The sequence below is a fragment of the Acidovorax temperans genome (assembly GCF_006716905.1).
GTDB classification, from domain to species: Bacteria; Pseudomonadota; Gammaproteobacteria; order Burkholderiales; family Burkholderiaceae_C; genus Acidovorax; species Acidovorax temperans.
The window spans coordinates 1,369,932-1,395,088 of the sequence record NZ_VFPV01000001.1 but is presented as its reverse complement, the minus strand read 5'-3'; the positions used below and the strand labels follow the sequence as shown (position 1 = coordinate 1,395,088).

Genomic DNA, 25,157 nt, shown 5'->3' with positions numbered 1-25,157 from the left:
GAATGCCATGCTGAACCTTGCCGAATATCGCCAGCGCCCGGCCTTGCTGGCTGACTGGTTGCCCTGGGCCGGGCTGATCGCACCGGGCGTCGTCTTGAACAAGGACGGCAGTTTCCAGCGCACGGCCCGGTTTCGCGGGCCTGACCTCGACAGCGCGACGCAAGGCGAGTTGATCGCCACGTCGGCGCGCTTGAACAACGCGCTGCGCCGCCTGGGTTCGGGCTGGGCACTGTTCATCGAGGCCGAGCGCCGCGCCGCCGCCGACTATCCGCACTCGGCGTTCCCCGAGCCGCTGTCGTGGCTGGTGGACGAGGAACGCCGGGCCACATTCGAGGACTCGGGCAATCACTTCGAGAGCGGCTATCACCTGACGCTGGTGTACCTGCCGCCCGAGGAATCGCACGCCCGCGCGGCGGGGATGCTGTACGAGAACCGGCCTACCGACGGCGTGGACTGGCGCGAGCGGCTGCAAGCTTTCGCCGCAGAAACGGATCGCATCTTTGACCTGCTCGACGGCGTGATGCCGGAAATCGCCTGGCTGGATGACAGCCAGACGCTGACCTACCTGCACGCCACCATTTCGACGCGGCGCTACCGCGTCGGCGTGCCCGAAGTGCCGTTCCACATCGACGCGCTGCTGACCGACTCCGCACTTGTCGGTGGCTTGGCGCCCATGCTGGGCGACCGGCACCTGCGCGTGGTGTCGGTGCGGGGATTTCCGCCCTCGACCTGGCCGGGGATTCTGGACGACCTCAACCGGCTTGGATTTGCCTATCGCTGGTCAACCCGGTTCCTGTGCCTCGACAAAGCCGAAGCGGAAAAGGAACTCGTCCGCCTGCGTCGCCAGTGGTTTGCGAAAAGGAAGAACGTCATCGCGCTGCTGCGCGAAACGATCTTACAGCAAGAAAGCCCGCTGGTCGATACCGACGCGAGCAACAAGGCCACCGACGCCGATGCCGCCTTGCAGGAGCTGGGCAGCGATCAAGTCGCCTTCGGCTATCTCACCGCCACGGTTACAGTGCTCGATGCCGACCCGGCCGTGGCCGACGAGAAGTTGCGGATGGTGGAGCGGGCCATCCAAGGGCGCGGGTTCGTGACGATCCCTGAAACCTTGAACGCCGTGGATGCGTGGCTGTCCTCGCTCCCCGGCAATGCCTACGCCAATGTGCGCCAGCCCATCGTCTCGACGCTGAACCTGGCGCACATGATGCCGGTGTCGGCGGTATGGGCCGGCCCCGAACGCAATGCCCATCTTGACGGCCCGCCGCTGATCGTCACGCGCACCGATGGCGCCACGCCGTTCCGGCTGGTGACGCACATCGGCGACGTGGGCCACACGTTGGTCGCAGGCCCGACCGGCATGGGCAAGTCGGTCTTGCTCGCCACCCTGGCGATGCAATTCCGTCGCTATCGCGGCTCGCGCATCTTCGCCTTCGACATGGACCGCTCGATGCGCGCCACCATCCTGGGCCTGGGCGGCGAGCACTACGACCTCGGGATGGATGGCGAAATCGCTTTCCAGCCCTTGGCTCGTATCGACCGCGAGGGCTACCGCACCTGGGTGGCAGAGTGGATCGAAGGCCGCTTGCGGCATGAGGGCGTGGTCGTCGGCCCCGAAGAGAAGGCCGCCATCTGGTCGGCGCTCGGCAGCCTCGCCGGTGCGCCGGTGGAGCAGCGCACGATGACGGGGCTGTCCGTGCTGCTGCAATCGAACACGCTGCGGCAGGCGTTGTCGCCTTATGTGCTGGGCGGTGCCCACGGCAAGCTGCTGGACGCCGACCATGACCGGCTCGGCATGGCCGACGTGCAGTGCTTCGAGATGGAGGAGCTGATGCACAGCAAGGCCGCCGTCATGGCGGTGCTGCATTACCTCTTTGCGCGCTTCGATGAACGCTTCGACGGGGCGCCCACGCTGCTGATCCTCGATGAAGCGTGGCTGTTCCTCGATGACCCGGTGTTTGCCGCGCGTATCCGCCAGTGGCTCAAGACGCTCAGGAAAAAGAACGTCAGCGTCATCTTCGCCACGCAGAGCCTTGCCGACATCAAGGATTCGAGCATCGCGCCCGCGATCATCGAGAGCTGCGCGAGTCGCATCTTCCTGCCGAACCCGCAGGCCACCGAGCCGCAGATTCGCACGATCTACGAGGGCTTCGGCCTCAACAGGCGGCAGATCGAGATCGTCGCCACCGCGCAGCCCAAGCGCGACTACTACTACCAATCGCGCCTCGGCAATCGCCTGTTCGACCTCGACCTGGGGCCGGCGGCGCTGGCCTTCGCGGGCGCGTCCACGCCGCAAGACCAGCGCGACATGGACGCGGTGCTGGCCGACGCCGGCGTGCCCGGCTTCGCGGGCGCCTGGCTGCGCCATCGCGGCCTCGATTGGGCGGCCGACCTGCTGCCCTCGTTCCCCGGCCTCGCGCCGGGTTCCCTCGCTGACCAACCCCTGGAGAACCAGCCATGAAGAAACGTCTCATCGCCGCCGCCATCGCGGCCATGCTTTGCACCGCCACCGCCCATGCGCAATGGGTCGTGATCGACCCCACGAACCTCGTGCAGAACACGCTGACCGCGATCCGCACGCTGGAGCAGATCAACAACCAGATCCAGCAGCTCCAGAACGAAGCGCAGATGCTGATGAACCAGGCGCGCAACCTCGCCAGCCTGCCGTCCAGCGTGGTCGGCCAGTTGCGCGCCAATCTGGCGACCACACAGCGGCTGATCGCCCAGGCCAGAGGACTGGCCTACGACGTGACGAATCTGGATCGGGAGTTCCAGCGCCTGTATCCCGAGCAATATGCCGCTACCGTCAGCGGCAACCAGATGTACCGCGACGCGCAGGAGCGCTGGAAGAACACGCTCAACGGCTTGCAGACCACCATGCAGATGCAGGCCCAGGCGTCGCAGAACCTGAGCGACGACGAAGGCGTGCTGGCCGACCTCGTGGGCAAGAGCCAATCGGCCGTGGGCGCCTTGCAGGCCATGCAAGCCACCAATCAGCTTCTGGCTTTGCAGGCCAAGCAGTCCATCCAAACGCAACGCCTGAGCATCACCCAGGATCGCGCCGCGTCGCTGGAGTTGGCGCGGCAGGCTGCCGCCGTGGAGCGAGGCCGCGAGGTGAACCGGCGTTTCCTGGGTGAAGGTACGCCGTACACGCCGCAGACCGTCGATTTCTACGGCCGGTGACAGGTGTTGCCATGACCCGCGCGCCTGCTTTCTGCGGTCTCGTGCTCTTGCTGGCCGGTTGCGGCCAGCAGGAGGTGCCTTCGGTCGATGCACTCTCGGCCCATCCGGCGCGGCTGCGCTTGCTCAAGGAGCAATGCCGCGCGGGTCAGCTCGACGGCGCGTTATGCGCGCAGGTGGTCAAGGCCGACCTGCGCCGCTTTTTCTCCGGCAAGGCCGGGCCTGATGAGTACCGGACGCTGGCCGAATTGCCGCCGATTCCGGCCAGCTTCGATGAACCCACCGAAGACGGCGAGGCGGTGGCAGCGGCCTTGCCGGGGCAGGAGGACTCGCCATGAATGACATTTCGATCATTGATCGCTTCCTCGATGTGTTCTCGCGCTACATCGACTCGGGCTTCGGCCTGCTGCACGGGGAGGTGGCGTTCCTCACAGCCACGCTGATCGTCATCGACATGACGCTCGCCGGGCTGTTCTGGGCCATGAGCCATGCCAGCGGCCAGGGCGAGGACGTGATCGCCAAGCTGATCCGCAAGGTGCTGTACGTCGGTGCCTTCGCCTACATCATCGGCAACTTCAACACCTTGGCGAGCATCGTGTTCCGCTCGTTCGCCGGGCTGGGCCTGACGGCCAGCGGCTCGACCCTGAGCATGGGTAACTTCTTGCAGCCGGGACGGCTCGCCAAAGTGGGCATCGACGCCGGGGCGCCCATTCTTGAGCAGATCAAGGAGATGGCGGGCTTCCCCGAGGTGTTCATTCACATCATGCCCATCGTCGTGCTGTTCTTCGCATGGATGGTGGTCATCGTCAGCTTCTTCGTGCTGGCGGTGCAGCTTTTCGTGACGCTGATCGAGTTCAAGCTGACCACGCTGGCGGGCTTCGTGCTGGTGCCGTTCGCCCTCTGGAACAAGACGGCATTCCTGGCCGAGAAGGTCTTGGGCAACGTGGTGTCGTCGGGCATCAAGGTGCTGGTACTGGCCGTCATCGTCGGTATCGGCTCGGGGCTGTTCTCCGAGTTCAACATCCCGGCAGGTTCGGAGCCTTCGATCGACCGGGCGCTGGTCATCATGCTGGTCTCGCTGTCCATGCTGGCCCTGGGCATCTTCGGGCCGGGCATTGCGACCGGGCTGGTGTCCGGCGGCCCGCAGCTTGGCGCGGGCGCGATGGCCGGTGCTGCCATCGGCGCAGCCGGAACCGCCGTTGCGGTCGGCGCTGCTGCTACGGGTGTCGGCGGCGCCGTGGCGGCCGGAGCGCGTATGGCGCCCGCAGCCGCCAAAGCAGGGGTCAGTGGCGCCCGTTCGATGGCATCGACCGCCAGCAGCGCCAAGTCGGCCTATCAGGCGGGCTCCGCTTCGGCCGGTGGCGGCCTCCAGGGCGCCGCCGCCGGTGTGGGCAATGTCGCCAAGACTGGCGCGCAGGCAGCCGGGCAGAAGGTGGCCCAAGGCGCACGCTCGATGAAGGAGCGCGTCGCCGCCGCCTTCCGGCCTGATGACGCCGGATCGGCGTCGGGGGACAGTGCCGCACGGGCTGCGAGCGAATCTCCCGTCACAGCCCCATCCACCGCACAACCCGCTTGGGCCAAGCGCCTGCACCGCAGGCAGCAGCTCACCCATGCCGCCACGACCGCCGCCCACACGCTGCGCGGCGGCGACGGCGGCAGCTCCAGCCAGGGGCCAAGCCTGCGTGATTCCGATTCCTGATCTTCAAGGAGAACCCTCATGCGATTCAAAAGACCGCAGGTGCGCTACGCCGATACGCCGCAGCCTGCCACCCCCTACCAATCCGCCGCGCAGGTCTGGGACGACCGTATCGGCTCGGCCCGCGTGCAGGCCAAGAACTGGCGCTTCATGGCCTTTGGCTGCCTCACGTTGGCCGTGCTGATGGCGGGCGGGCTGGTCTGGCGCTCGGCGCAGTCCATCGTCACGCCCTACGTTATCGAGGTGGACAACGCGGGCCAGGTGCGCGCGGTCGGTGAAGCCGCTACGCCGTATCGGCCCAGCGATGCCCAGGTGGCCTATCACCTGGGCCGCTTCATCGGCCTGGTGCGCTCGCTGTCCATCGACCCCATCGTGGTGCGGCAGAACTGGCTGGATGCCTACGACTACACCACTGACAAGGGCGCCGTGGTGCTCAACGAGTACGCCCGCGTGAACGATCCGTTCGCGCGCATCGGCAAGGAGTCGGTGACGGTGCAGATCACCAGCGTGACCCGCGCCAGCGACACGTCTTTCAACGTGCGCTGGACGGAGACGCGCTTTGTCAATGGCGCGCTGGATCGCACCGAACGCTGGAACGCCGTGGTTTCCATCGTGCAGCAGACGCCGCGCACCGAGCAGCGCGTGCGCAAGAACCCTCTGGGTATCTACGTCAACGGGCTGTCGTGGAGCCGCGAACTGGAAGGAAACGAAGGAGCAAAGCCATGAATGATCTTTTCCGTAAATCCGCCTTGCCGATCATGTTGCTTGCCCTCGCGGGCTGCGCCACGCAGGGCAAGCCGCCGCCGTCCATTTCGCTCGATGAGCCGGCGCAGGCGCAGCCGCTGCCGGAGCCGCCTGCGCCTGTGGAAGTGGTGGCCGTGCCGCAGGTGCTGCCGATGCCGGCGCAGATGAAACCTGTGCCGGATGCCAAGCCCACGCCGGAACCCGCCGATGAAACCGTGCGTGTGTCCCGCGCCAACGCCGAGGCGCGCATTGCGCCCACGCGCGAGGGCTACGTCAACGCGATCCAGGTCTGGCCCTTCACCGATGGCGCGCTGTATCAGGTCTATGCGGCCGTGGGCCGCGTGACGGTGATCGCGCTCCAGCCCGGCGAGGAACTGGTGACGGTGGCCGCTGGCGATACCGTGCGCTGGATCGTCGGGGACACATCGAGCGGCAGCGCTGACGCGCTGCGCGTCAATGTGATGGTCAAACCGATCCGCTCGGGCCTGAAGACCAATCTCGTCATCACGACCAGCCGGCGCACCTATCTGCTGGAGCTGACCTCTACCGAAAAGACGTGGATGGCGTCGGTGTCCTGGGAGTACCCGAAGGACAAGATGCTGGCCTTGCAGCGCCAGGCGCAGGCGGCCAGCGCCGCCGCGCCGGTCGATGCCGGGCTGTCGTTGGAGAAGATCCGGTTCCGCTATGCGGTCAGCGGCAGCAATCCGCCTTGGAAGCCGCTGCGCGCCTTCGATGACGGCGAGAAGGTCTATATCCAGTTTCCGCCGGGCATCGCCCAAGGCGAACTGCCGCCGCTGTTCGTCATCGGCGCCCAGGGCGATGGGCAACTGGTGAATTACCGCTTCCGCTCGCCGTACTACATCGTGGATCGCCTGTTCGGCGCGGCCGAGTTGCGCCTGGGCGGTGACAAGGGCGATGTGGTTCGGATCGAGCGCACGGACGGAACGCGGAGGAACTGACCATGAGCCAGGACGACTCCCCTGATCTTGCGGCGCAGGCGGGCAAGGTCGCGCCCGAGGCGGTGGCGCTGCGCGCCCAGCCGCGCCCGGTAACGCGCCTGAACCGGCGCACCTTGGCCATGCTCACCGGCGGCCTGTCGGTCGCCGTGCTGGGAGCCACGATCTGGTCATTGCAGTCACATCGGCGCGGCGCAGGCGAGCGGACCGAGCTGTACAACGTCGATCGCGTGTCGAAGTCTGAAGGGCTGGATGGCTTGCCCTCCGACTACTCCAAGCTGCCGAAGGTGCCGGAGCTGGGGCCGCCGCTGCCCGGCGACCTTGGCCCGGCCATCGTGAAGTCGCAGCAGCCGGTGACGCCGACCTATGCGCCACCGGGTCATGACCCGGAGGATGCGCGGCGCAAGGAGGCCGAAGCAGCCGCAGCCTCGTCGGTGTTTTTCCGCTCAGGCACTCCCGGCAAGACCGCAGCGCCAGCGACCGCGCAAGCAGCTGGCCCGGCATCGGCCTTGGCGGGCTTCGACCCGCTGGCCGCTGGCCCGGCCTCGACGGCGGCCCAGCCTGCCGACCCAACCGCCGTGCAGAACCGGCAAAACCAGAAAGAGGCTTTCCTGAAAGGCGCCTCTACGGAAACCCGTAATTCCACCAGTCTGCAAATGCCGTCCTCGCCGTATCAGGTCATGGCGGGAACGGTGATCGCCGGTGCGCTGGTGACGGGCATCAAGTCTGATTTGCCGGGCGACGTGATCGCCACGGTGACGGAGCCGGTCTACGACACGGCGACGGGCAAGTTCCTGCTGATCCCGCAGGGATCGCGCATCCTGGGCAAGTACAACAGCCAGGTGAGCTACGGGCAAAGCCGCGTGCAGGTGGTGTGGAACCGAATCATCCTGCCGGACACGTCTTCGCTGAAGCTCGACAACCTCGCGGGCACCGATCCGGCCGGCTATGCCGGCCTGGAGGATGGTGTCGATTGGCACTGGGATCGCGTCTTTGCCGGTGCGGCGCTGACCACATTGCTGGGCGTGGGTGCCGAGCTGGCCGCGCCGGAGAACCGGCAGAACGGCAACCGCATCGTGATCGCTGGGCGCGACAGCGCACAAGACAGCATCAACCAGGTGGGCCAGGAGATGACCAGGCGCAACATGAACATCCAGCCGACTTTGACGGAGCGGCCGGGCCTGCCGGTGCGGATCATCGTCAACCGCGATCTGGTGCTGCGACCGTACCAGCCAATGTTCTTCAACCGGGGAGCAATGCGATGAACACCACCAAGAAGCTGCGGCTCGGGCCGCTTCCCAAGACTGAGAGCACGAAGCTCACGTTCTCGTGCCCGGCCAGCCTCAAGGCCGACCTCGACTGCTACGCCGCGCTGCACGCTCAAGCGTATGGCGAGGTGGTCGATGCCATGACGCTGATTCCGTACATGCTGGAAGCCTTCATGGCGGGGGACAGGGGATTCAGGAAGGGCTCGGCGATACGGAGCGCGCCAACGAAACCGGCCTGATGGCGTCGCGTGCCATCCAACGGCATTCATCGAACGCGCAGCCTTCGGCTGCGCGTTCTTCGTTCTGGATGCTGCGAAGCCACTTGGGCTATCATGGTGCGACAAGCCCGCCGCCTCCCGGCAATCCAGCACGACCAAGTGCGATCCGGCTTTCTCTCCCGACGCTCTTATGTGGCACCTAGCCCACGACGCAGCAGTCACTTCAAGTGGCCCAAAACAGAGCTAACCTATTGCCCTGCTTATGATTTCAAACCCTGGAAATTCCGGGCCAGGGCTTGACATGAGCAATTTTTTGTGGGTGGCCAACGCCTTGTGATCAGAAGCTTTCCCAATCGCCTGAGTCTTCAGAGGCGGGCTTGGGGCTGGCCTTGGGCGGCAGCGCCGCTGCGGGCTTGGGGGCGGGGGGGCGCGCCGTGACTGCAGGAGTCTTGGCCTTGGGCAGCGTTGTGGCGGCGCGGGGCGCAGCAGCGCGGGCTGGTGCTGGTGGAGCGGGTGGGCGTGGCGTGCTGGCCGAGCTGCCGTTCACGCGGAACAGCGCGACGACTTCGGTCAGCTTGAGGGCCTGCTCGCGCAGGCTGTCGGCGGCGGCGGAAGATTCCTCCACCAGGGCCGAGTTCTGTTGCGTCATCTGGTCAAGCTGGTTCACGGCCGTGTTGACTTGCTCGATGCCCTGGCTCTGCTCCGACGTGGCGGCACGGATCTCGCCAATGATGTCGGTCACGCGCTGCACGCTGGCCACGATTTCGTTCATGGTGGCTCCGGCGTTGCCCACCAAAGCGGTGCCAGATTCCACCTTCTCGACCGAGGCGTTGATCAGCGACTTGATTTCCTTCGCTGCATCCGCACTGCGCTGGGCCAGGCTGCGCACCTCGCTGGCCACCACGGCAAAACCCCGGCCCTGTTCGCCGGCACGGGCGGCTTCCACGGCGGCATTGAGCGCCAGGATATTGGTCTGGAACGCGATGCCGTCGATGACACCGATGATGTCGCTGATCTTCTTGCTGCTGGTGTTGATGTCCTGCATGGTGGACACCACCTGCGACACTACCTGGCCACCGCGCGCTGCCACTTCGGCGGCCGAGGTCGCCATCTGGTTGGCGGTCTGGGCGGAGTCGGAAGTCTGTTTCACGGTGCTGGTCAGCTCTTCCATGCTGCTGGCCGTGGTCTGCAGGTTGCTGGCGGTGTCTTCCGTGCGTCGCGCCAGGTCGTTGTTGCCCTGGGCGATTTCGGTGGATGCCGTGGCAATGTTGTCGGTGGCCGAGCGCACTTCTGTCACCAGGCGGCGCAGCGAAGTCACCATGTGCGCCAGCCCGTCGAGCATGGAGCCTGGGTAGGCGTTGGGAATCTGCGTGTCCAGGTTGCCCTGCGCCACTTCCGACATGATGCCGATGGCTTCGCTGGGCTCGCCCCCGATTTGCCGCAGCACCGAGCGCGCCACGGTGTAGCCCACACCGCCCACCACCGCCATTACCACCAGCACCAGCACCAGGTCGGCCAGCAGGGTCTTGCGCACCAGGGCGTCGATGTCGTCGGTGTATTGCCCTGAGCCCACCATCCAGTTCCAGCCGTCCACACGAATCACGTACTGCAGCTTGGGCACCAGCGTCTGCTGGCCGGGCCGCGCAAACATGGTGGGCACGAACACCCGCCCGTCTTTGCTCGCCTTGAGCGCGTCGGAGATGGTCTTGAGGATGTCGGCGCCTTCACCGTCCTTGACCTTGCCGAGCATGTCCTGCCCGTCCCATTCGGTCTTGAAGGGGTGCATCACGCCCACGCCCTCCGTGGTCCAGATGTAGAAATATTCGGTCTTGCCCTCGGGGCCGCCGTAACGGGCAATGCGCAGGGCGTCCTTGGCGGCTTTCTGCGCGTCTTCCACCGACATGGCGCCGCTGGCGGCCTTGGCCTGGTAGCCGACCACGATGCTGTGGGCGGACTGTACGGCGGTGGTCAGCATGTCCTTGCGGGACTCGGTGATCAGCCGTCGCTCCTGGAGGAGGGACAGGATGGCCATGATCAGCAGCGCCGTAAGCGCTGTGCCGATCATGAGCATGACCTTCATCTTGAAACTGAGTTTGCTCATGGGAGTCTCCTGCGGGGCGGGTGTAGTGAGTTCATAAAGTGCATTTTTCAAGGCCCTCAGAGTGCAAATTGTGCGACCAAGCATGGGGCCGGCACAGTAGGTGAAAACGCGGCGGTAGCTCTACGTACGCGTCTCTGAAGGGCTGACAAGACCTCGGCGCATGCGGGGCGGCGGCGCAGAAACTAAAATGCGCGGATGCTCCAGCAACGCACCCTCAAGACCCTGACCCGCGCCGTAGGCGTGGGTCTGCACAGCGGCCAGCGGGTCGAGTTGACCCTGCGGCCCGCGCAGCCGGACACGGGCATCGTGTTCCGGCGGGTAGACCTGCCGCAGCCGGTGGACATTCCCATCCGCGCCGAGGCGGTGACCGACACGCGGCTGGCGTCCACCATCGCGGTGGGCAATGCCAAGGTGCACACCGTGGAGCACCTGATGTCGGCCTGTGCGGGGCTGGGCATTGACAACCTTTACGTGGACATCACCGCAGAAGAAGTGCCGATTCTGGACGGTTCTTCGGCATCGTTCGTGTTTCTTTTGCAAAGCGCAGGCATTGAGTTGCAACGCGCGCCCAAGCGCTTTATCCGCGTCAATCGCCTGGTCGAAGTGCGGGAAGGTTCAGGCGCGAACGCCAAGTGGGCGCGCCTTACGCCGTACCACGGCTACAAGCTGAGCTTTGAAATTGATTTTGACCATCCGGCCGTGGATTCCACCGGTCAGCGCGTGGAGTTCGACCTGGGGCTTGGAAACTACAGCCGTGACATCGCGCGCGCGCGCACCTTTGGCTTTACCCGCGACGTGGAGATGATGCGCTCCAACGGTCTGGCCTTGGGCGGTGGGCTGGACAACGCCATCGTCATGGACGACTACAAGGTGCTCAACAGCGACGGTCTGCGCTACGACGATGAGTTCGTCAAGCACAAGATCCTGGATGCCATGGGTGACCTGTACCTCATCGGTAAGCCGCTGCTGGCTGCCTACAGCGCTTTCCGCTCGGGCCACGGCCTGAACAACCTGCTGCTGCGTGAACTGCTAGCCCAGCGCGATGCGTGGGATGTCGTCACCTTTGAGGACGACCGTTCCGCACCCGCTGGCTTCGCCCAGCCAGCGCGGGCCTGGTAAATCACCTGTCATGCTGATCGTCCGCTGGCTGGCCCTGTTTCTGTTGCTCGCATCTGCCGTGTGTTTCGGCTTCTATGTGGGCACTGGGCAGGCTTTCTACAAACGGCTGGGACTGGTGATTCTCAAGTGGACGACCATCGCCGCTGTCGTCTTCTTTGTGGTGGTTCTCTTCGAGCGATTGCTCTGACCACACAGCACCACAACGGAGCTGGCCTATACTCGCGCCTGCTCCGGGGTGTGCTGATGCGCTGAGATGCAAGAGACCTGAAGAAATTCAGGCGAGCTTGCGAACCCGACGAACTTGATCCGGTTCATACCGGCGGAAGAAGAGCTGACCTTCTTGTCCCGTGCCTGCATCCATTGCGGGCACCGCTTGCCTTAGGTGCTGCCGCACCCGAGGGGTGCACAGGTCCATTCCGGAGCACAACCCACCGCTACCGGAACCAGGAGACCTGCACCATGAACGCCCCCGACCCCATCACCCGCGAGAAATTTGCCGAACTGCTGGCGCTGACGCGTGAGCCTTTCCCCGCATCGCGCAAGGCCTACATTCCCGGCCAGCTGCACGCCGACCTGCGCGTGCCTGTGCGCGACATTGCCTTGACGAATGGCGAGGTGGTCAGCGTGTATGACACCTCGGGCCCTTACACCGACCCCGATGCCCTGATTGACGTGCGCAAGGGCTTGGCCAGCGTGCGCGGCGGCTGGATCACCGGCCGTGGCGATGTGGAGCACTACGAAGGCCGCGCGCCCGTAGCGCTGGACGACGGGCAAAAGAGCGAGGACGCCACCCGCCTGGCCCAGCTGCGTGCCGAGGCCGCCGCGCTGCAGCGCAAGCCCCTGCGTGCCAAGGCAGGCGCCAATGTGACGCAAATGCACTACGCCAAGAAGGGCATCATCACCCCCGAGATGGAATACGTGGCCCTCCGCGAAAACGGCAAGCGCGAGTGGATGGAGCAATACATGGCCGACGGAGGCCGTGAAAAGCGCCTGATGGGCAACCCCCTGGGTGCGAGCATCCCGCGCATCATCACCCCCGAATTCGTGCGCGACGAAGTGGCCCGGGGCCGCGCCATCATCCCCGCCAACATCAACCACCCCGAGGTGGAGCCGATGGCGATTGGCCGCAACTTCCTGGTCAAGATCAACGCCAACATCGGCAACTCGGCCGTCACGTCGAGCATCGAAGAAGAAGTGGAAAAGCTGGTGTGGGCGATCCGCTGGGGCGCCGACAACGTGATGGACCTCTCGACCGGCAAAAACATCCACACCACACGCGACTGGATCGTGCGCAACTCGCCCGTCCCGATTGGCACCGTGCCGATCTACCAGGCGCTGGAAAAGGTGGGCGGCGTGGCCGAGGACCTGAGCTGGGAAATCTTCCGCGACACGCTGATCGAACAGGCCGAGCAGGGCGTGGACTACTTCACCATCCACGCGGGCGTGCGCCTGGCCTACATCCACCTCACGGCGCAGCGCCGCACGGGCATCGTCTCGCGCGGCGGCTCCATCATGGCCAAGTGGTGCATGGCGCACCACCGCGAGAGCTTTCTGTACGAGCACTTCGAGGACATCTGCGACATCATGAAGGCGTACGACGTGTCGTTCAGCCTGGGCGACGGCCTGCGCCCCGGCTGCGCCTCTGATGCCAATGACGAAGCGCAGTTTGCCGAGCTGCACACGCTGGGCGAGCTGACCCAGGTGGCCTGGAAGCACGACGTGCAGACCATGATCGAAGGCCCCGGCCACGTGCCCATGCACATGATCCAGGCCAACATGACCGAGCAGCTCAAGACCTGCCACGAGGCTCCGTTCTATACCCTGGGCCCCCTGACCATCGACATCGCGCCGGGCTATGACCACATCGCCAGCGCGATTGGCGCGGCCATGATCGGCTGGATGGGCACGGCCATGCTGTGCTACGTGACGCCCAAGGAGCACCTGGGCCTGCCCGACCGTGACGACGTGAAGCAGGGCATCATCGCGTACAAGATCGCGGCCCACGCGGCCGACGTGGCCAAGGGCCACCCCGGCGCCCGCTCGCGCGACGATGCACTGAGCCAGGCGCGCTTCGACTTCCGCTGGCAGGACCAGTTCAACCTGGGCCTGGACCCCGAAACGGCCAAGGAGTACCACGACGAGACGCTGCCCAAGGACAGCGCCAAGGTGGCGCATTTCTGCTCGATGTGCGGCCCCAAGTTCTGCTCGATGAAGATCACGCAGGAAGTGCGCGATTTTGCCGCGCAGAAGGGGCTGGATGAGCAGAACGCGCTGGCACAAGGCATGCAGGTCAAAGCGGTGGAATTCCAGCGCAATGGCGGGCAGTTGTATGTGCCGCTGAAAGCTGAATAATCATCGCTAATGGTTTGAGCGTTTCCCTGTTCATGGCAGGGTCACGGGTGAATACCCTCTGGAGCGCGATGGCCGTGGCCTCTACAGTCGTGCACAGTTTTTCACTCGCCCCAAGGCTGCCTGCCTTGGGGGTTTGCTCAAGCTATTGGCATGGGTGGTCTGCAGTGTCAGCCTGGCGTGGCTTGTCCCATGAGGACTGTATTTTCAGGGGCAGCAGCCACTTTCCATCAGCGCGCTATGGCGTCTAGGGCAAACGCTACATCTCAATGGCATCAAAGTTGCTGTCCTGTAGTCGATTTGTTAAAAAGTGTAAGGAAGCGCCATGAACGCTCTGAATCGACTCTCCATTCGCACCCGCCTTTATTTCGGTACTGTCTTTTCTCTGGTGTTGCTGGTCGTGATCGGTGCAATGGGATACCTGGCGCTGGAGCGGACCCGTAACACGCTGGAAGTGCTGTTCACCCAAAGGGTGCAGACCCTGACCGACATGGGTGAGTTGCGCACCACTTTGGGGGATCTGCGCCGCGCTGAAAAAGACATCATCATCAACTTCAACAACACGATTGAAGTGTCGAATGGGCGGGACTTGTGGAAGAAGTCGCTGCAAAACCTGAACAAGGGCATGGCCGATGTGCGTAAGGTACAGGCGGCCGATGCGAGCTTTGCAGAAGCCATCGACAAGGCCCTGGCCGAAGTGAAAGAGTACGAGGCCGGCATTTCGCCCGTGTTCGAGCAGATCGAGCGTGCGCAGATTGACGGGGCAGTGGGCGGTGCCTATGCCGAGAAGTACAAGAAGCACATGGAGGCCAGCGATAAACTGCTGTTCGACTTGGCCATGGATGCCCGCAAGAAGATGGACGAAGCCCGCCAGGGTGTGGACGCACTGGCTTCCACCATGTCTGGAATGATTGGCGTAGCCCTGCTGCTGGCGCTGGCCGTGCTGATTCCGCTGACGTTCTTCAGCGTGCGTTCCATCACCCAGTCGATCTCGCAAGCGAGTGAATTGGCCGAGCGCATCGCGGGTGGCGACCTCTCGCGTGATGTGCACGTGACTTCCAGCGATGAGGTTGGGCAACTGGTGGGCGCGATGGCCCGCATGCAGGATGCGCTGCGCGGGCTGGTGCACCAGGTGCAAGAGGCTGCCAGCAACATTTCTACCGCCAGCTCGGAAATTGCCACTGGCAACCACGACCTGAGCCAACGCACTGAGCAGACCGCCGCCAACCTGGAAGAGGCCGCCTCGTCCATGGAGGTGCTGACAGGCACCATCCAGCAAAGCGCCCAGTCTTCACGCCAGGCCAGCGACTTTGCCTCGTCTGCCGCTCAAGTGGCGGCCCGCGGCGGCGCCGTGGTGTCGCAGGTGGTGACCACCATGGACCAGATTACTGCCAGCTCGCGCAAGATTGCCGACATCACCGGCGTGATCGATTCGATTGCCTTCCAGACCAACATTCTGGCGCTCAACGCGGCCGTGGAAGCCGCCCGCGCGGGCGAGCAGGGGCGCGGTTTTGCCGTGGTGGCCAGCGAGGTGCGTAGCCTTGCCCAGCGCAGCGCCGAAGCGGCCAAGGAAATCAAGGGCCTGATCGGATCGTCTGTGGAACGCGTTGAAGATGGCTCGCGCCTGGTGAGCCAGGCGGGGGAGACGATGACAGAGATCGTGAGCAGCGTGCGCCGCGTGTCCGGCATCATCGAAGAGATCACCGCAGCGTCTTCTGAGCAAAGCGACAACGTGGCGCAAATCAGCCAGTCGGTGAGCCAGCTGGACAACATGACACAGCAGAACGCGGCGCTGGTGGAGGAATCGACCGCGGCCTCCGAATCGCTGCGTGAACAGGCTGTGCAGCTCACGCGTGCGGTGGCGCAGTTCAAGCTGCCTGCAGAGGGTATGCGTCTGAGTCGGCACGAGGACGATGGCTACAGCCACGATGCTCCCGCGGCCTTGCTGGGGCAAGCAGTGCCCCGACTGGCCTGACCCGGGGCCATGGAATAGGGCCGGTTTGCCAGGTAGGAGGCTTCACCTGAGCGGTGGGGCGCCCTCACCTGCTGCGGGGCTCAATCCCTGGTGACTCGCAGCACTTCCTCGCGGCTGGTGATGCCTGCAGCAATCAGCCGCTCTCCGTCCTCGCGCATCAGCGTCATGCCAGCAGCCAGGGCAGCGGTGCGAATTTCGGCCTCTGACGCCTGGGCGTGGATCTGTGCACGGATGGCGTCGTCCGTCACCAGCAACTCGAACACGCCGGTGCGCCCTGCGTACCCTGTGTGGCCGCAGGCCTCGCAGCCCTTGCCGTGGCAGCTGCCGCAGTATTTGCGCACCAGCCGCTGGGCCAGCACCCCCAGCAGCGAGGACGACAGCAGGAAGGGCTCCACCCCCATGTCGATCAAGCGCGTCACGGCGCTGGCCGCATCGTTGGTGTGCAGCGTGGCCAGCACCAGGTGACCGGTGAGAGAGGCCTGGATGGCGATCTGCGCGGTTTCGAAGTCGCGAATCTCACCGATCATGATGATGTCCGGGTCTTGGCGCAGGATGGCGCGCAAGGCCTTGGCAAACGTCAGGTCGATCTTGCTGTTCACCTGCGTCTGGCCCACGCCGGGCAACTCGTACTCAATCGGGTCTTCCACCGTCATGATGTTGTTGCGCGTGGCGTCCAGGCGGCCCAGGCCAGCGTACAGCGTGGTGGTTTTGCCCGAGCCTGTGGGCCCTGTCACCAAAATGATGCCGTGCGGCTGGCTGATCAGCCCCTCAAAGCGGCGCAGGGTTTCGCCCTGCATGCCCACGGCTTCCAGGCTGATCTTGTTCTCGCTCTTGTCCAACAGGCGCAGCACGGCGCGCTCGCCATGGGCGCTGGGCAAGGTGGATACGCGCACGTCGATGGCGCGCGTGCCCAGGCGCAGGCTGATGCGGCCGTCTTGCGGCAGGCGCTTTTCCGAAATATCCAGGTCCGCCATGATCTTCAGGCGCGAGATCAGGGCCGCATGCAGCGCGCGGTTGGGCTGCACCACTTCACGCAGCGTGCCGTCCACGCGAAAGCGCACGCTGCTGTGGCGCTCGTACGGCTCGATGTGGATGTCGCTCGCCCCATCGCGCGCGGCCTGCGTCAGCAGGGCGTTGAGCATGCGGATGATGGGCGCGTCGTCTGCGGTTTCCAGCAGGTCTTCCACCGCAGGCAGGTCCTGCATCATGCGTGAGAGGTCGGCATCGCTCTCGACCTCGCTCACCACCGTGGCAGCGCTCGATTCTCCCTGCGCGTAGGCGGCGCTGATGCGCTGCGCCAGGCTGGTAGCGTCCAGCGACAGCAGGTGCCTCACCTTGTGCTTGCGCAAGACCTCCGACAGCGCGGTCACGTCGGGCGCAGGGCCATGCCAGAGAACAAGCTGTTGCCCATCATCCTCCAGCAGAAGCTGTGATGAGCGGGCAAAGGCATAGGGCAGGGGGTGGCGCATGGCGTGTCGATCAGCGGTTCTATCGGAGGGGTAAAAGGGCCAAAAAGGTGAGCCTGTGCCTCACTGGCGGATCACGTCGGCTTCGAGCGCCAGCGCCCGCACCGATACCGCTGCCTTGTCGGCCGCCTTCAATGTGTTGAAGGGCCCCACCCGCACGCGGGTGCGCGAACCACGGTTGGTGTTCACGGCCTGCACATTCACGGGCAAGTCTGCTTTGCGCAGCTTGGCCACGGTGTCGCGCGTCGTCTTGCCGTTGGAAAAAATGCCAACGTTCACGAAATAAGAGGGCTGCAGTGCCTTGGCAGGCGCTGGCGATGGGGCGGCTTCAGCTGGTTCCGCTTCCGCTGCGGGCGGCAATGTCGCCACGACAGGTGCTGGTGCCGCAAGGGCCGCAGGCACAGCCGTTTGTGGCGGCATGGGCGCGGGCGGCTGTGCCGCAGCGGGAACAGGGGCGGGCTGCAGTGCAGGCTCTGCTGCTGGCATTGCGCGGGGCTCCAGCGGTGGCAGGATGGGGGCGCCTGACACCGAACGCATCACCAGGTTGTTGTCAGGCTGCACCACTTGCTGCAGCGCGCGAATGGCTTCGTAGCGGTCGGTCATCAGCGCATCGCTGGTCATGGAGTCGCGCACCACCACGGGGCGCAGGAACACCATCAGGTTGGTCTTCTTGCGCGAGCGGTTCTCGCTGCGGAACAGCGCACCCACCACGGGGATGTCACCCATCACCGGCACCTTGTCCTCGGCTTGCGAGTAGCTGTCTTCCAGCAGACCGCCAATCACGATGATGTTGCCGTCGTCCACCACCACGTTCGACTCGATGGAGCGCTTGCTGGTGGTGGGGCCATTGGTGTCCTTCAGCGTGGCGGCGTCGATCTTCGACACCTCCTGGTAGATCGACATCTTCACCGTGCCGTTTTCGCTGATCTGGGGGCGCACGCGCAGCATCAGGCCCACGTCCTTGCGCTCCACCGTGTTGAACGGGTTCACCGCACCAGAATTGCCGCCGGTGTTGGCGTAGGAGCCCGTGACGAACGGCACGTTGTTGCCGATCACGATCTTGGCTTCCTCGTTGTCCAGCGTCATCAGGTTGGGGGTGGAGAGCACGTTGGCATCGCCGCTGTTTTGCAGGAAGTTGGCCAGCGCGCCCAGGTAGTACTGGCCGTTGATGCGGGGTGCCAGCGCCATGTTGAGCCCGCCGCCCAGCGAGCCAACGGCGGTAGCGATGGTGGTGGCGTTGCCCGAGGCAATGGCCGCTGTCGCGCCCAGGATGTTGGCGCCTGCTGTGCCCGAGTTGGTGCCGATCACGCCCACCGTGCCGTTGTTGCCCGCACCGATGGTGCCTTGCCACTGAATGCCAAACTGCGCGAGCTTGCTGGCCGACACTTCCACAATCAGGCTTTCCACCAGCACCTGCGCCCGGCGGCCGTCCAGCTTGTCGATCACTGCGCGCAGCTGGCGGTATTGGGGCTCGGGCGCGCTGATGATGAGCGAGTTGGTGGTCGGGTCGGCCTGGATCTGCCCGCCGGTGGAGGGCTGGTTGCTGTTGGTATTGCTGCTGTTGGCTCCAGCCCCCAGAGCGGTGCCAGAGCCCAGGCCTGCGGAACTGCTGCTGGTGCCGCTGCCCAGCATCGATGTGTTGGTGATGCCGGTGGTGGTGCTGGGCGTGGACGAGCCATTGCCGCCTGTGCTCGTGGCGGCCGCGCCGCTGGCGCTGGACATGGCCGCGCGCAGGGTGGTGGCCAGTTTGGTGGCGTCGGCATTCTTCAGGTAGACCACGTGGATGTTGCCGGTGGATGCGCTGCTGCCGGGTGCTGGCGGCTGGTCCAGCTTCTCGACCAGCGAACGCACCATGGCCACGCGGGCAGGGTTGGCGGCCCGGAGAATCAGCGAATTGCTGCGGGGCTCGGCCAGCAGTGTGGTCTTGAAGGCGTTGTCGGTTTGCCCCTGCACGGCAGTTGGCGCTGCGCCGTTGCTGCCGCCATCAATCAGGCGCGACACCAGCGGCACCAAATCGGCCGCAATCGCATTGCGCAGTGGAATCACCTCCACGTCGGTGGCGTTGGACACATCCATCGCCGCCACGATGCGCGCCAGGCGCTGCAGGTTGTCGGCATAGTCGGTGATCACCAGCGAGTTGTTGCCGGGGTTCACGTTGATGGTGTTGTTGGGGCTGATCAGCGGGCGCAGCACCGGCACCAGGTTGGCTGCGTTTTCAAAGTTCAGCTTGAAGATTTGCGTGACGATCTGCCCACCGGCAGGCCCGCCCGTGACGCCGCCCTGCGACACGCTCACGCTGCCGCCCTGCAGCTTGGCATCGGCTTCCGGCACCACCTTGTACAAACCTGCAGACTCCACCACTGTGAAGCCTTGCAGGCGCAGCGCCGCCAGGAATTGCTGGAACGCGGCCATGGGCGGCACCGCCCGTTCGGTGATCAGCGTGAGCTGGCCTTTGACGCGGGGGTCCACCACCACGTTGCGCCCGGTGATGGTGGCCATGGTGCGGGCCACGGCTTCGATCTCGGCATTGGCGAAATTGAGCGTGACCGGCTCCCCGGCGCGCACGCTGCTGGTACCCGTGCCTACCGCAGTTTGTGCATGAATTTGGCCGCTAAGGCACGCCAGAAAAGCGCTGAAAGCTATGCTATTCATAGCAAAACGCAGGCGTGGCGAAAGGATGGAAGTCGTCATAGGGTCAACCCACGGTGATGAGGGAGCGTGCGCCGCTGCGCCGCCCGATGATATTCAGGAGATTGGCCAGGGCCGCTTCGCGGTCTGGCGCGGCAGAGGCTTCGCCCGCAAAGCGCAGGCGCTGGCTCACCCATTGGCCGCTGCCCGTCAGTTGCAAAGGCCCCTGCAAGGTGCTGAGCGCCAGGGCTGGCACTTCGCCGCCCGTCAGCTCCAGCCGGTAGCTGCCCATGGGGCGCAAGGTCGATAGTCGCGATGACATGGACATGGCGTCAAGCTGGGCGCGCCCGGCCAGGGCCATACGGCCGGCGGACCAGACGGCCTCCAGCCCCTGGGTCTGCAGCATCAGCTGCCCTTGTGGTTGCAGGGTGTTCCACGGCGTGCCCAGACCTGCCAGCACGGCAGCGGGCCATTGGCTACGGCTGTCTTGCAGTGCCACGCGCACCTGCCCCAGTTGCACGCGAACCTGCGCCTGCAGGGGTTGTGGGGTGCAGCAGGTGGCGTTGATCTGGAGCCGCAGGCCGGTCCATGACGGGCGCAGTTGCCATTCCAGCCGACCGGGCAGGGCGGCGCTGTCCTGGCTGGCGCCGCCGCCGGTCAATACGAGTTGGGCCGATCCGGTCCAGATGGTGCCCCGGGCCTGGGTCAGTTGCACCTGTCCGCCCGTGGCGGCCCCCAGGCGCTGCGTCAGCCACTGCGCTGGCGCGAAGGCGACGATAGCCGGCAACACCCCCGCCAAGGCACCCGCAACGGCCCAGCCCCAGGGTGCACGCGCCGCTTTCATCGGCAGTGCGCGCGAGCGCGACCGTGCCTTGCTGCGCAAGGCGGCATCGGCAGAACGGGGGCTGGATCGGGTGCGGTTGAACACGGCGTAGGGCGTTGGCTGGGCGAGTGAGAAATTAACGGGCGGGCAGGGCCAGCACCACCGTGCCGTCCCAGCGTGGAGCGGCAGGGGCGGCGGCATTGCCCAGTGTGGCCGGGCCGGCATTGGAGGGCGCTGCGGCGTTGCTGCGCGTCAGCCGCGCCTCCACCGTCACGGCCCGCGCATTGGTGCGCGCCAGGGCCAGCCATTCGGCGGTGGCATCTGCAGGGGCGGCCTTGAGCGTGACCGTCACGCGGTCGCCCAGCACGTTCATTTGCGCGGCAGTGCCCAGGCGCTGCGTCAGCGCGGTGCGCAGCGCACCCACGGCATCGCTGGGCGAGGTTTGTGGCTGGGCTTGCAGTTGCTGTGCTTCTGCCTGCAGGCGCTGCATGTGCTGCAGTTGCTGATCGAGCTTGCGGTGCAACTCAGGGGCCTGGCGCAGCGTGGCCAGCGCGGGCGCCAGGGCCACCCACCAGACCAGTGCGAGGGCGACGATACCGCCAGCGGCCAGCACCAGGTTTTGTTCGCGCGGTGCCAGCGCCTTCCAGCGCGCCTGCAGGGCGGTGGTGCGGCTCATGGCGTGCCCTCGCTGCGCACCAGCAGGGTGCCATCTTCGGTCCGTGCGCGGTAGCCCGCAGCTTGCAGTCGGGTGTTGAACACAGATTCCTCATCAGGGGCCAGGGTCACGCCACGCAGGCGCAGTTCACCTGGCGCAAATTCGACCGCACTGGGCACGCGGCCATCGGGCAGGGCACCGCCAGCAGCGGCCATCAGGGGTTCCAGGTCGCGGGGCGACACGCTGCCTGCCTTCTGGCGCAACAGGGTCAGCTCGCGCTCCATTTGCACGGGGGCATCGACGACCACCTTGACCTGGGGGAATGTTGTGGTGAGCGCGCCGCGCACGGCCACTTGCTTGGCCGCCAGGGCCTGCTTTTCTTGCCATGCCCAGGCATTCAGGCCCACCAGGTGCGCCGCTGCCAGCAGCCCTGTCGCCCAGCGCGCTGCGCGCCACTGGGGGCCATACAGGAAGGCGCTGGCTGCGGAGCCCGCCTTGCGCATGGCCCGCAGGCGGCCGGTGCTGGCCAGCTCGAACTGCGCCAAATCCCAGTCACCGCGTGCTGCGTCCAAAGCACGTTGGGTAGATGTGTGCAGCGTGACCGGGCGGCCCAGGGTGCGCTCTGCGGCCTCGGCCACCGCCGGGTCGGCGCGCACCACGGGGGCGGCAGCATCGTCGTCGGCTTGCGGCGTCAGACCGGCCAAGGCCAGCACGGCGGCCGAGAGCGGCAGCATGGTGACGCTGTGGTCTGCACCCTGGCCGCACAGAACCATCTGCGGGTCGTCAGGAGTGCCGATGGCAAAGATTTCGGTGACGCCACTGGCGGTGGGGCCGGGGGCAAATTCAGGTACCACGCGAGATACGGGTCGGCCGACTGCCTCCAGCGCCTGCAGGTGGTCGCGCAGCCAGCTGCGGTCGCACACGGCCACCCACACCGGGCTGCCAGCGCGGGCGCCAGGCTGCAGGGCAAAGTGCAACTGGGCGGGGTCGTCCAGCAAGCGGTCTTCCAGCAGGCCTTCCAGAATGGAGCGCAGGCGGGGTGTCTGCTGGTTGGCCCCCAGCGGAATGCCCGGTGGCAGCTGCACGCGTTGCCACGACAGCGCGGCCAGGGGCACTACTGCCACCACTTCGCCGCCGGGGCGCGATGGCTCGGGCAGCAAACCGGCAGCCGCGTGCGCATGGGCCGCGGCCGTGTGGCCGTCGGATGTCAGCGCGTAGCTGTAGGTGGTGGTGATGCCCGGTGGCGTCAGGGGCAGGGTAAGGATCAGAGAGCTCATGGGCAGGTTTTGCAAACCATTTTAGGGGGCTGGCATGACGGTAATGCGCTGCTGGCAATGCGTCAGCGCAGAGGCTGCGCGGCTGCGGCGGAATCGCGGTCCAAAACACCACGTTGGCGCCACAGCGTGGTGGCCACGGTGCCGTCTTTTCGCACCAGCGAAAGCTCATCCACGGTGGAGGGGCCCAGGCGTAAGCGCCCACGCACTTCAAAGTAGCGTGAGGCGATGGCGTGCAACTGGTCATCCCACAGCATGTTGGCGCCCAGCACCTCTTTCACATCGTCTGACCTGCGGAAGTGACGCGATTCACGCGCCGCGATGAGCTTTTGCGCACCGGCCAGGTCAATGCCGTCGATAGCGGCCCACAACACATCCAGCTGGGCGGTATTGAGATTCACCGGGGTGCGCACGGGCAGGATGGTGACATGCGGTGCCAGTGCGGCCACCGTGCTGGCGGGCAGGCCCAGCCAGCCCAGTTGAGACACCATTTGCGGCATCAGCGGTGCGTTGGCATCGTCCTTGCCCGGCGCTGCCTGGGCGTTGCGCAGGGCATCCACCAAGGCGTTGAGCTGCTGCGGGGGCAGCCCCAGGCGCTCAAAAAGCCGCGTGAACTGTCGCAGGGCGCCGGCCTGTACCTGTCCGCCTTCGACCAGGCTGGTGAGGTTGAGGCGGCCTTGCATGTCGGTGATCTGGCCGGAGAGGAAGGCTTCCGTGGTGTCGGTGCTGGCATCGTCCACCTGGGCCACGTTGCGGTCTGCCGCGAGGAAGGTGGACAGGCGTGCCTCTTGCAGCGGAATGGCCCAGGGCTCGGCCAGGTGGTCGGGGCCACCGGCACGGCCGTCGGACGCAAGAATGAGCCGTGACCAGTCAAGGGCGCCCACCAGAATCCAGGCGGATTGCACGCGGCCTCGTTCGGCCGTTTCCACTTCGACCGCGCGCCATTGCTGCCACATGGCCGAGGCGGCCAAGGTGGCCACCAGCGTGACTGTGAGCATGGCGGCCAGCAGGGCCGCCCCTCGCTGCCGGCGGCGGCCCGCGGGCTCGTCAATGGTGTGCTGCGCCATGGGCTTAGTCATGTGCGTCGCCCTCCCAGCGCGGGGTTCACCCAGTCACGCACCAGCTGGCCGCTGAGGGCCCCGCCGGGCGAGAGCGTGAGCTGCAGCCGGATGCCCTCGGGAATGGCGCTGCTGGGGTCAGCGCCTTGGCCCACTCCCGGCGCAGTGCCTTGCGTTGTGCCCGCGCTGGAGAGTGCGTTGGACCAGGCCCCGCCGCGGTAATAGAACACCTGCCATCCATCGATGGGGATCAGCGCTACTTCATAACGTCGGTCTGCATCGCCCGGTGTGCGCGCCCATTGGGCCGCCTGGGCCCAGGCTTCTTGCCACTGGGCACGGGTGCGCACGGGGGGCGATTGCCAACGCAGCCATTGGGCGCTGTTGTTGGTGGCGCGGCGCGTCCACGCCACGACCACGGGGCCTTCGTCGGGGATGGCGGAGCTGCGACGCGTCATGCGCAGCACTTGCCCGTCCCAGTCCAGGGGTGTGGTCTGTGCCAGCGGGGCCAGGGCGTCCAGATCGGCACCCCACTGGGCCAGTGCGGCTTGCAGCACCAGCATTTCGTCTGCGCGCTGGCGGGTTGCCTCTTGGGTGCGCACCATGCCGTCAATGCCGCGCCAGCTCAAAATGGCGATCAATGCCATCACGCTGATGGCCACCAGCAGCTCAATCAGCGTGAAGCCGCGCACTGACGGCGCCGCCCCGCTGGAGCAGCGGCTGCGCAAATGGATGAAGAAAGCCGAGCGGCGCAGGGTGGCCATTCAGTTCCTTCCGATGATGGTGGAGATACGCAAAATGGGCGTGTCGGCATCAAACACCTGCGCGTCCATGCGCCTGAATTGCGGGTTGGGGGTGGGGCGCACGATCACGCTCACGCTGAATTGCCGCCCCGCCTGTTCGCAAATCTCGGTGCTGTCGCCCACGCTGGGCATCTGGCGCGACAGACGTGCCTTGACGAGCTCGTTCTCGGCGCACAGGTGGGCCAGAACGATGTCCGTCTGCCGCTGTGCATTGCTCGTCAGCGTGCTGGCCGCCCGCGTGCCCGCCAGCAGCGCAATCGCCACGATGGCCAGCGCCACCAGCACTTCCACCAGTGTGAATCCGCCAGCCGCGCGCTGCGCGCTCAAGGCATGGACTCCACGGTGAACGGGCGCAGCCCGTCGGTCACCACGCGCAGGGCCTGGTCGGGCCGCTGCTGGTGCGACAAGATCACTTGCTGGGGGCCGATCAAGGGCTCGGGCCCCAGCACCACGGCGGCCTGGCCGCGCACGATGATGCCCGGGTCCAGCCACTGGCTGGGCAGCGCCGAAGGGGGCAGGCCTTCAAACCGAAAACCTTGTTCCGTCACGCGCCAGCGCACCATGGCCCCGGTGGCGCGGGACTGGGCCCGGCCCGACTCCAGCAGCGCAGCAAGCCGGGCGCCCTCGCGCTCCAGCACCGTCTGGCCGTTGTCGCGCATGGCGATGGAAACACCCGCCGTGGCCAGCGCCATGATGCTGATGACCACCAGCAGCTCCAGCAGCGTGAAGCCACGCGCCGGGCGGGCGGTGTGGAAAGGGTTCAAGGCAGGCAGCCGCACGGGCACGGCGGAATCAGCAGGTCGGCCAACAATGATGTGGGCACATGCACGCGAGGGCGGCGGTGCGT

At 65.9% G+C, this 25,157-nt stretch carries 22 protein-coding genes and 1 riboswitch; of the genes, 12 read left to right on the top strand and 10 right to left on the bottom strand.

What is annotated here, in order from left to right; genetic code table 11:
• Positions 1–7 precede the first annotated feature (7 nt).
• From trbE to BDD18_RS06670, 8 genes are read left to right on the top strand one after another with little or no spacing between them, the layout of a single operon-like run.
• Positions 8–2,461 carry a conjugal transfer protein TrbE gene (trbE, locus tag BDD18_RS06705; RefSeq protein ID WP_142082051.1) on the top strand — a complete coding sequence of 818 codons (2,454 nt, stop codon included), beginning with the start codon at positions 8–10 and terminating at the stop codon, positions 2,459–2,461.
• Positions 2,458–3,183 (top strand): P-type conjugative transfer protein TrbJ, encoded by a 726-nt coding sequence (gene trbJ, locus BDD18_RS06700; RefSeq protein WP_009523294.1) that lies wholly within the window; start codon positions 2,458–2,460, stop codon positions 3,181–3,183. The genes trbE and trbJ overlap by 4 nt, the downstream gene beginning before the upstream one ends.
• Positions 3,184–3,194: 11 nt before the next feature.
• The gene (locus BDD18_RS06695) at positions 3,195–3,518 is read left to right on the top strand and encodes an EexN family lipoprotein (RefSeq protein WP_009523295.1); all 324 of its coding nucleotides are present in this window, start codon (positions 3,195–3,197) and stop codon (positions 3,516–3,518) included.
• Positions 3,515–4,879 carry a P-type conjugative transfer protein TrbL gene (gene trbL / locus BDD18_RS06690; RefSeq protein WP_024537619.1) on the top strand — a complete coding sequence of 455 codons (1,365 nt, stop codon included), beginning with the start codon at positions 3,515–3,517 and terminating at the stop codon, positions 4,877–4,879. The genes BDD18_RS06695 and trbL overlap by 4 nt, the downstream gene beginning before the upstream one ends.
• 18 nt (positions 4,880–4,897) lie before the next feature.
• Positions 4,898–5,602, top strand: a complete 705-nt coding sequence (trbF, locus tag BDD18_RS06685) for a conjugal transfer protein TrbF (protein ID WP_024537618.1) — start codon at positions 4,898–4,900, stop codon at positions 5,600–5,602.
• Entirely contained in the window at positions 5,599–6,579 is a 981-nt protein-coding gene (gene trbG / locus BDD18_RS06680; protein ID WP_103519348.1) for a P-type conjugative transfer protein TrbG, read from the top strand. The genes trbF and trbG overlap by 4 nt, the downstream gene beginning before the upstream one ends.
• 2 nt (positions 6,580–6,581) lie before the next feature.
• Entirely contained in the window at positions 6,582–7,841 is a 1,260-nt protein-coding gene (locus BDD18_RS06675; protein WP_038212420.1) for a TraB/TrbI/VirB10 family type IV secretion system protein, read from the top strand.
• Positions 7,838–8,083 carry a DUF2274 domain-containing protein gene (locus BDD18_RS06670; RefSeq protein WP_038212423.1) on the top strand — a complete coding sequence of 82 codons (246 nt, stop codon included), beginning with the start codon at positions 7,838–7,840 and terminating at the stop codon, positions 8,081–8,083. Before BDD18_RS06675 ends, BDD18_RS06670 begins: the two co-directional genes overlap by 4 nt.
• A gap of 316 nt (positions 8,084–8,399) precedes the next feature.
• Here BDD18_RS06670 and BDD18_RS06665 read toward each other — a convergent pair whose 3' ends face one another.
• Entirely contained in the window at positions 8,400–10,163 is a 1,764-nt protein-coding gene (locus tag BDD18_RS06665) for a methyl-accepting chemotaxis protein (RefSeq protein WP_142082049.1), read from the bottom strand.
• A 195-nt stretch (positions 10,164–10,358) separates the two neighbouring features.
• Between BDD18_RS06665 and lpxC the strand changes: the two genes are divergently transcribed.
• The 4 genes from lpxC (at position 10,359) to BDD18_RS06650 (ending at position 15,606) form a co-directional block, all read left to right on the top strand.
• On the top strand, positions 10,359–11,282 hold the full coding sequence (gene lpxC / locus BDD18_RS06660) for a UDP-3-O-acyl-N-acetylglucosamine deacetylase (RefSeq protein WP_142082048.1): 924 nt from the start codon (positions 10,359–10,361) through the stop codon (positions 11,280–11,282).
• Positions 11,283–11,292: 10 nt separating this feature from the next.
• Positions 11,293–11,469 carry a hypothetical protein gene (locus tag BDD18_RS22055; RefSeq protein WP_167336969.1) on the top strand — a complete coding sequence of 59 codons (177 nt, stop codon included), beginning with the start codon at positions 11,293–11,295 and terminating at the stop codon, positions 11,467–11,469.
• Positions 11,470–11,503: 34 nt separating this feature from the next.
• Positions 11,504–11,627, top strand: a riboswitch (TPP riboswitch).
• 114 nt (positions 11,628–11,741) lie between these two features.
• The gene (gene thiC, locus BDD18_RS06655) at positions 11,742–13,634 is read left to right on the top strand and encodes a phosphomethylpyrimidine synthase ThiC (RefSeq protein ID WP_142082046.1); all 1,893 of its coding nucleotides are present in this window, start codon (positions 11,742–11,744) and stop codon (positions 13,632–13,634) included.
• Between the two features lie 322 nt (positions 13,635–13,956).
• Complete coding sequence (locus BDD18_RS06650) at positions 13,957–15,606, top strand: methyl-accepting chemotaxis protein (RefSeq protein ID WP_142082044.1); 1,650 nt, start codon at positions 13,957–13,959, stop codon at positions 15,604–15,606.
• An 80-nt stretch (positions 15,607–15,686) separates the two neighbouring features.
• On the opposite strand, the gene BDD18_RS06645 is transcribed toward BDD18_RS06650, so the two are convergent.
• The 9 genes from BDD18_RS06645 to BDD18_RS06605 all read right to left on the bottom strand — a co-directional run bounded on the left by BDD18_RS06645 (position 15,687) and on the right by BDD18_RS06605 (position 25,083).
• Entirely contained in the window at positions 15,687–17,075 is a 1,389-nt protein-coding gene (locus tag BDD18_RS06645) for a GspE/PulE family protein (RefSeq protein ID WP_066692732.1), read from the bottom strand.
• 60 nt (positions 17,076–17,135) lie between these two features.
• Positions 17,136–19,763: a type II secretion system secretin GspD gene (gene gspD, locus BDD18_RS06640; RefSeq protein ID WP_170207378.1), complete on the bottom strand. Its 2,628-nt coding sequence runs from the start codon at positions 19,761–19,763 to the stop codon at positions 17,136–17,138.
• A gap of 4 nt (positions 19,764–19,767) precedes the next feature.
• On the bottom strand, positions 19,768–20,544 hold the full coding sequence (gene gspN / locus BDD18_RS06635; RefSeq protein ID WP_066692773.1) for a type II secretion system protein N: 777 nt from the start codon (positions 20,542–20,544) through the stop codon (positions 19,768–19,770).
• Positions 20,545–20,659: 115 nt separating this feature from the next.
• The gene (gene gspM / locus BDD18_RS06630; protein WP_066692739.1) at positions 20,660–21,199 is read right to left on the bottom strand and encodes a type II secretion system protein GspM; all 540 of its coding nucleotides are present in this window, start codon (positions 21,197–21,199) and stop codon (positions 20,660–20,662) included.
• The gene (gene gspL, locus BDD18_RS06625) at positions 21,196–22,455 is read right to left on the bottom strand and encodes a type II secretion system protein GspL (RefSeq protein WP_066692776.1); all 1,260 of its coding nucleotides are present in this window, start codon (positions 22,453–22,455) and stop codon (positions 21,196–21,198) included. The genes gspM and gspL overlap by 4 nt, the downstream gene beginning before the upstream one ends.
• 62 nt (positions 22,456–22,517) lie before the next feature.
• Positions 22,518–23,531: a type II secretion system minor pseudopilin GspK gene (gene gspK / locus BDD18_RS06620; protein WP_244938997.1), complete on the bottom strand. Its 1,014-nt coding sequence runs from the start codon at positions 23,529–23,531 to the stop codon at positions 22,518–22,520.
• Complete coding sequence (locus BDD18_RS06615) at positions 23,528–24,271, bottom strand: prepilin-type N-terminal cleavage/methylation domain-containing protein (RefSeq protein WP_142082042.1); 744 nt, start codon at positions 24,269–24,271, stop codon at positions 23,528–23,530. The genes gspK and BDD18_RS06615 overlap by 4 nt, the downstream gene beginning before the upstream one ends.
• On the bottom strand, positions 24,272–24,637 hold the full coding sequence (gene gspI / locus BDD18_RS06610; protein ID WP_044399746.1) for a type II secretion system minor pseudopilin GspI: 366 nt from the start codon (positions 24,635–24,637) through the stop codon (positions 24,272–24,274).
• Positions 24,634–25,083 carry a prepilin-type N-terminal cleavage/methylation domain-containing protein gene (locus tag BDD18_RS06605; protein WP_244939036.1) on the bottom strand — a complete coding sequence of 150 codons (450 nt, stop codon included), beginning with the start codon at positions 25,081–25,083 and terminating at the stop codon, positions 24,634–24,636. Before BDD18_RS06605 ends, gspI begins: the two co-directional genes overlap by 4 nt.
• Positions 25,084–25,157 lie beyond the last annotated feature (74 nt).

Coding starts and splice junctions, on each gene's coding strand:
- trbE (WP_142082051.1), top strand. CDS start 8: ATGCTGAACCTTGCCGAATATCGCCAGCGCCCGGCCTTGCTGGCTGAC.
- trbJ (WP_009523294.1), top strand. CDS start 2,458: ATGAAGAAACGTCTCATCGCCGCCGCCATCGCGGCCATGCTTTGCACC.
- BDD18_RS06695 (WP_009523295.1), top strand. CDS start 3,195: ATGACCCGCGCGCCTGCTTTCTGCGGTCTCGTGCTCTTGCTGGCCGGT.
- trbL (WP_024537619.1), top strand. CDS start 3,515: ATGAATGACATTTCGATCATTGATCGCTTCCTCGATGTGTTCTCGCGC.
- trbF (WP_024537618.1), top strand. CDS start 4,898: ATGCGATTCAAAAGACCGCAGGTGCGCTACGCCGATACGCCGCAGCCT.
- trbG (WP_103519348.1), top strand. CDS start 5,599: ATGAATGATCTTTTCCGTAAATCCGCCTTGCCGATCATGTTGCTTGCC.
- BDD18_RS06675 (WP_038212420.1), top strand. CDS start 6,582: ATGAGCCAGGACGACTCCCCTGATCTTGCGGCGCAGGCGGGCAAGGTC.
- BDD18_RS06670 (WP_038212423.1), top strand. CDS start 7,838: ATGAACACCACCAAGAAGCTGCGGCTCGGGCCGCTTCCCAAGACTGAG.
- BDD18_RS06665 (WP_142082049.1), bottom strand. CDS start 10,163: ATGAGCAAACTCAGTTTCAAGATGAAGGTCATGCTCATGATCGGCACA.
- lpxC (WP_142082048.1), top strand. CDS start 10,359: ATGCTCCAGCAACGCACCCTCAAGACCCTGACCCGCGCCGTAGGCGTG.
- BDD18_RS22055 (WP_167336969.1), top strand. CDS start 11,293: ATGCTGATCGTCCGCTGGCTGGCCCTGTTTCTGTTGCTCGCATCTGCC.
- thiC (WP_142082046.1), top strand. CDS start 11,742: ATGAACGCCCCCGACCCCATCACCCGCGAGAAATTTGCCGAACTGCTG.
- BDD18_RS06650 (WP_142082044.1), top strand. CDS start 13,957: ATGAACGCTCTGAATCGACTCTCCATTCGCACCCGCCTTTATTTCGGT.
- BDD18_RS06645 (WP_066692732.1), bottom strand. CDS start 17,075: ATGCGCCACCCCCTGCCCTATGCCTTTGCCCGCTCATCACAGCTTCTG.
- gspD (WP_170207378.1), bottom strand. CDS start 19,763: ATGACGACTTCCATCCTTTCGCCACGCCTGCGTTTTGCTATGAATAGC.
- gspN (WP_066692773.1), bottom strand. CDS start 20,544: ATGAAAGCGGCGCGTGCACCCTGGGGCTGGGCCGTTGCGGGTGCCTTG.
- gspM (WP_066692739.1), bottom strand. CDS start 21,199: ATGAGCCGCACCACCGCCCTGCAGGCGCGCTGGAAGGCGCTGGCACCG.
- gspL (WP_066692776.1), bottom strand. CDS start 22,455: ATGAGCTCTCTGATCCTTACCCTGCCCCTGACGCCACCGGGCATCACC.
- gspK (WP_244938997.1), bottom strand. CDS start 23,531: ATGACTAAGCCCATGGCGCAGCACACCATTGACGAGCCCGCGGGCCGC.
- BDD18_RS06615 (WP_142082042.1), bottom strand. CDS start 24,271: ATGGCCACCCTGCGCCGCTCGGCTTTCTTCATCCATTTGCGCAGCCGC.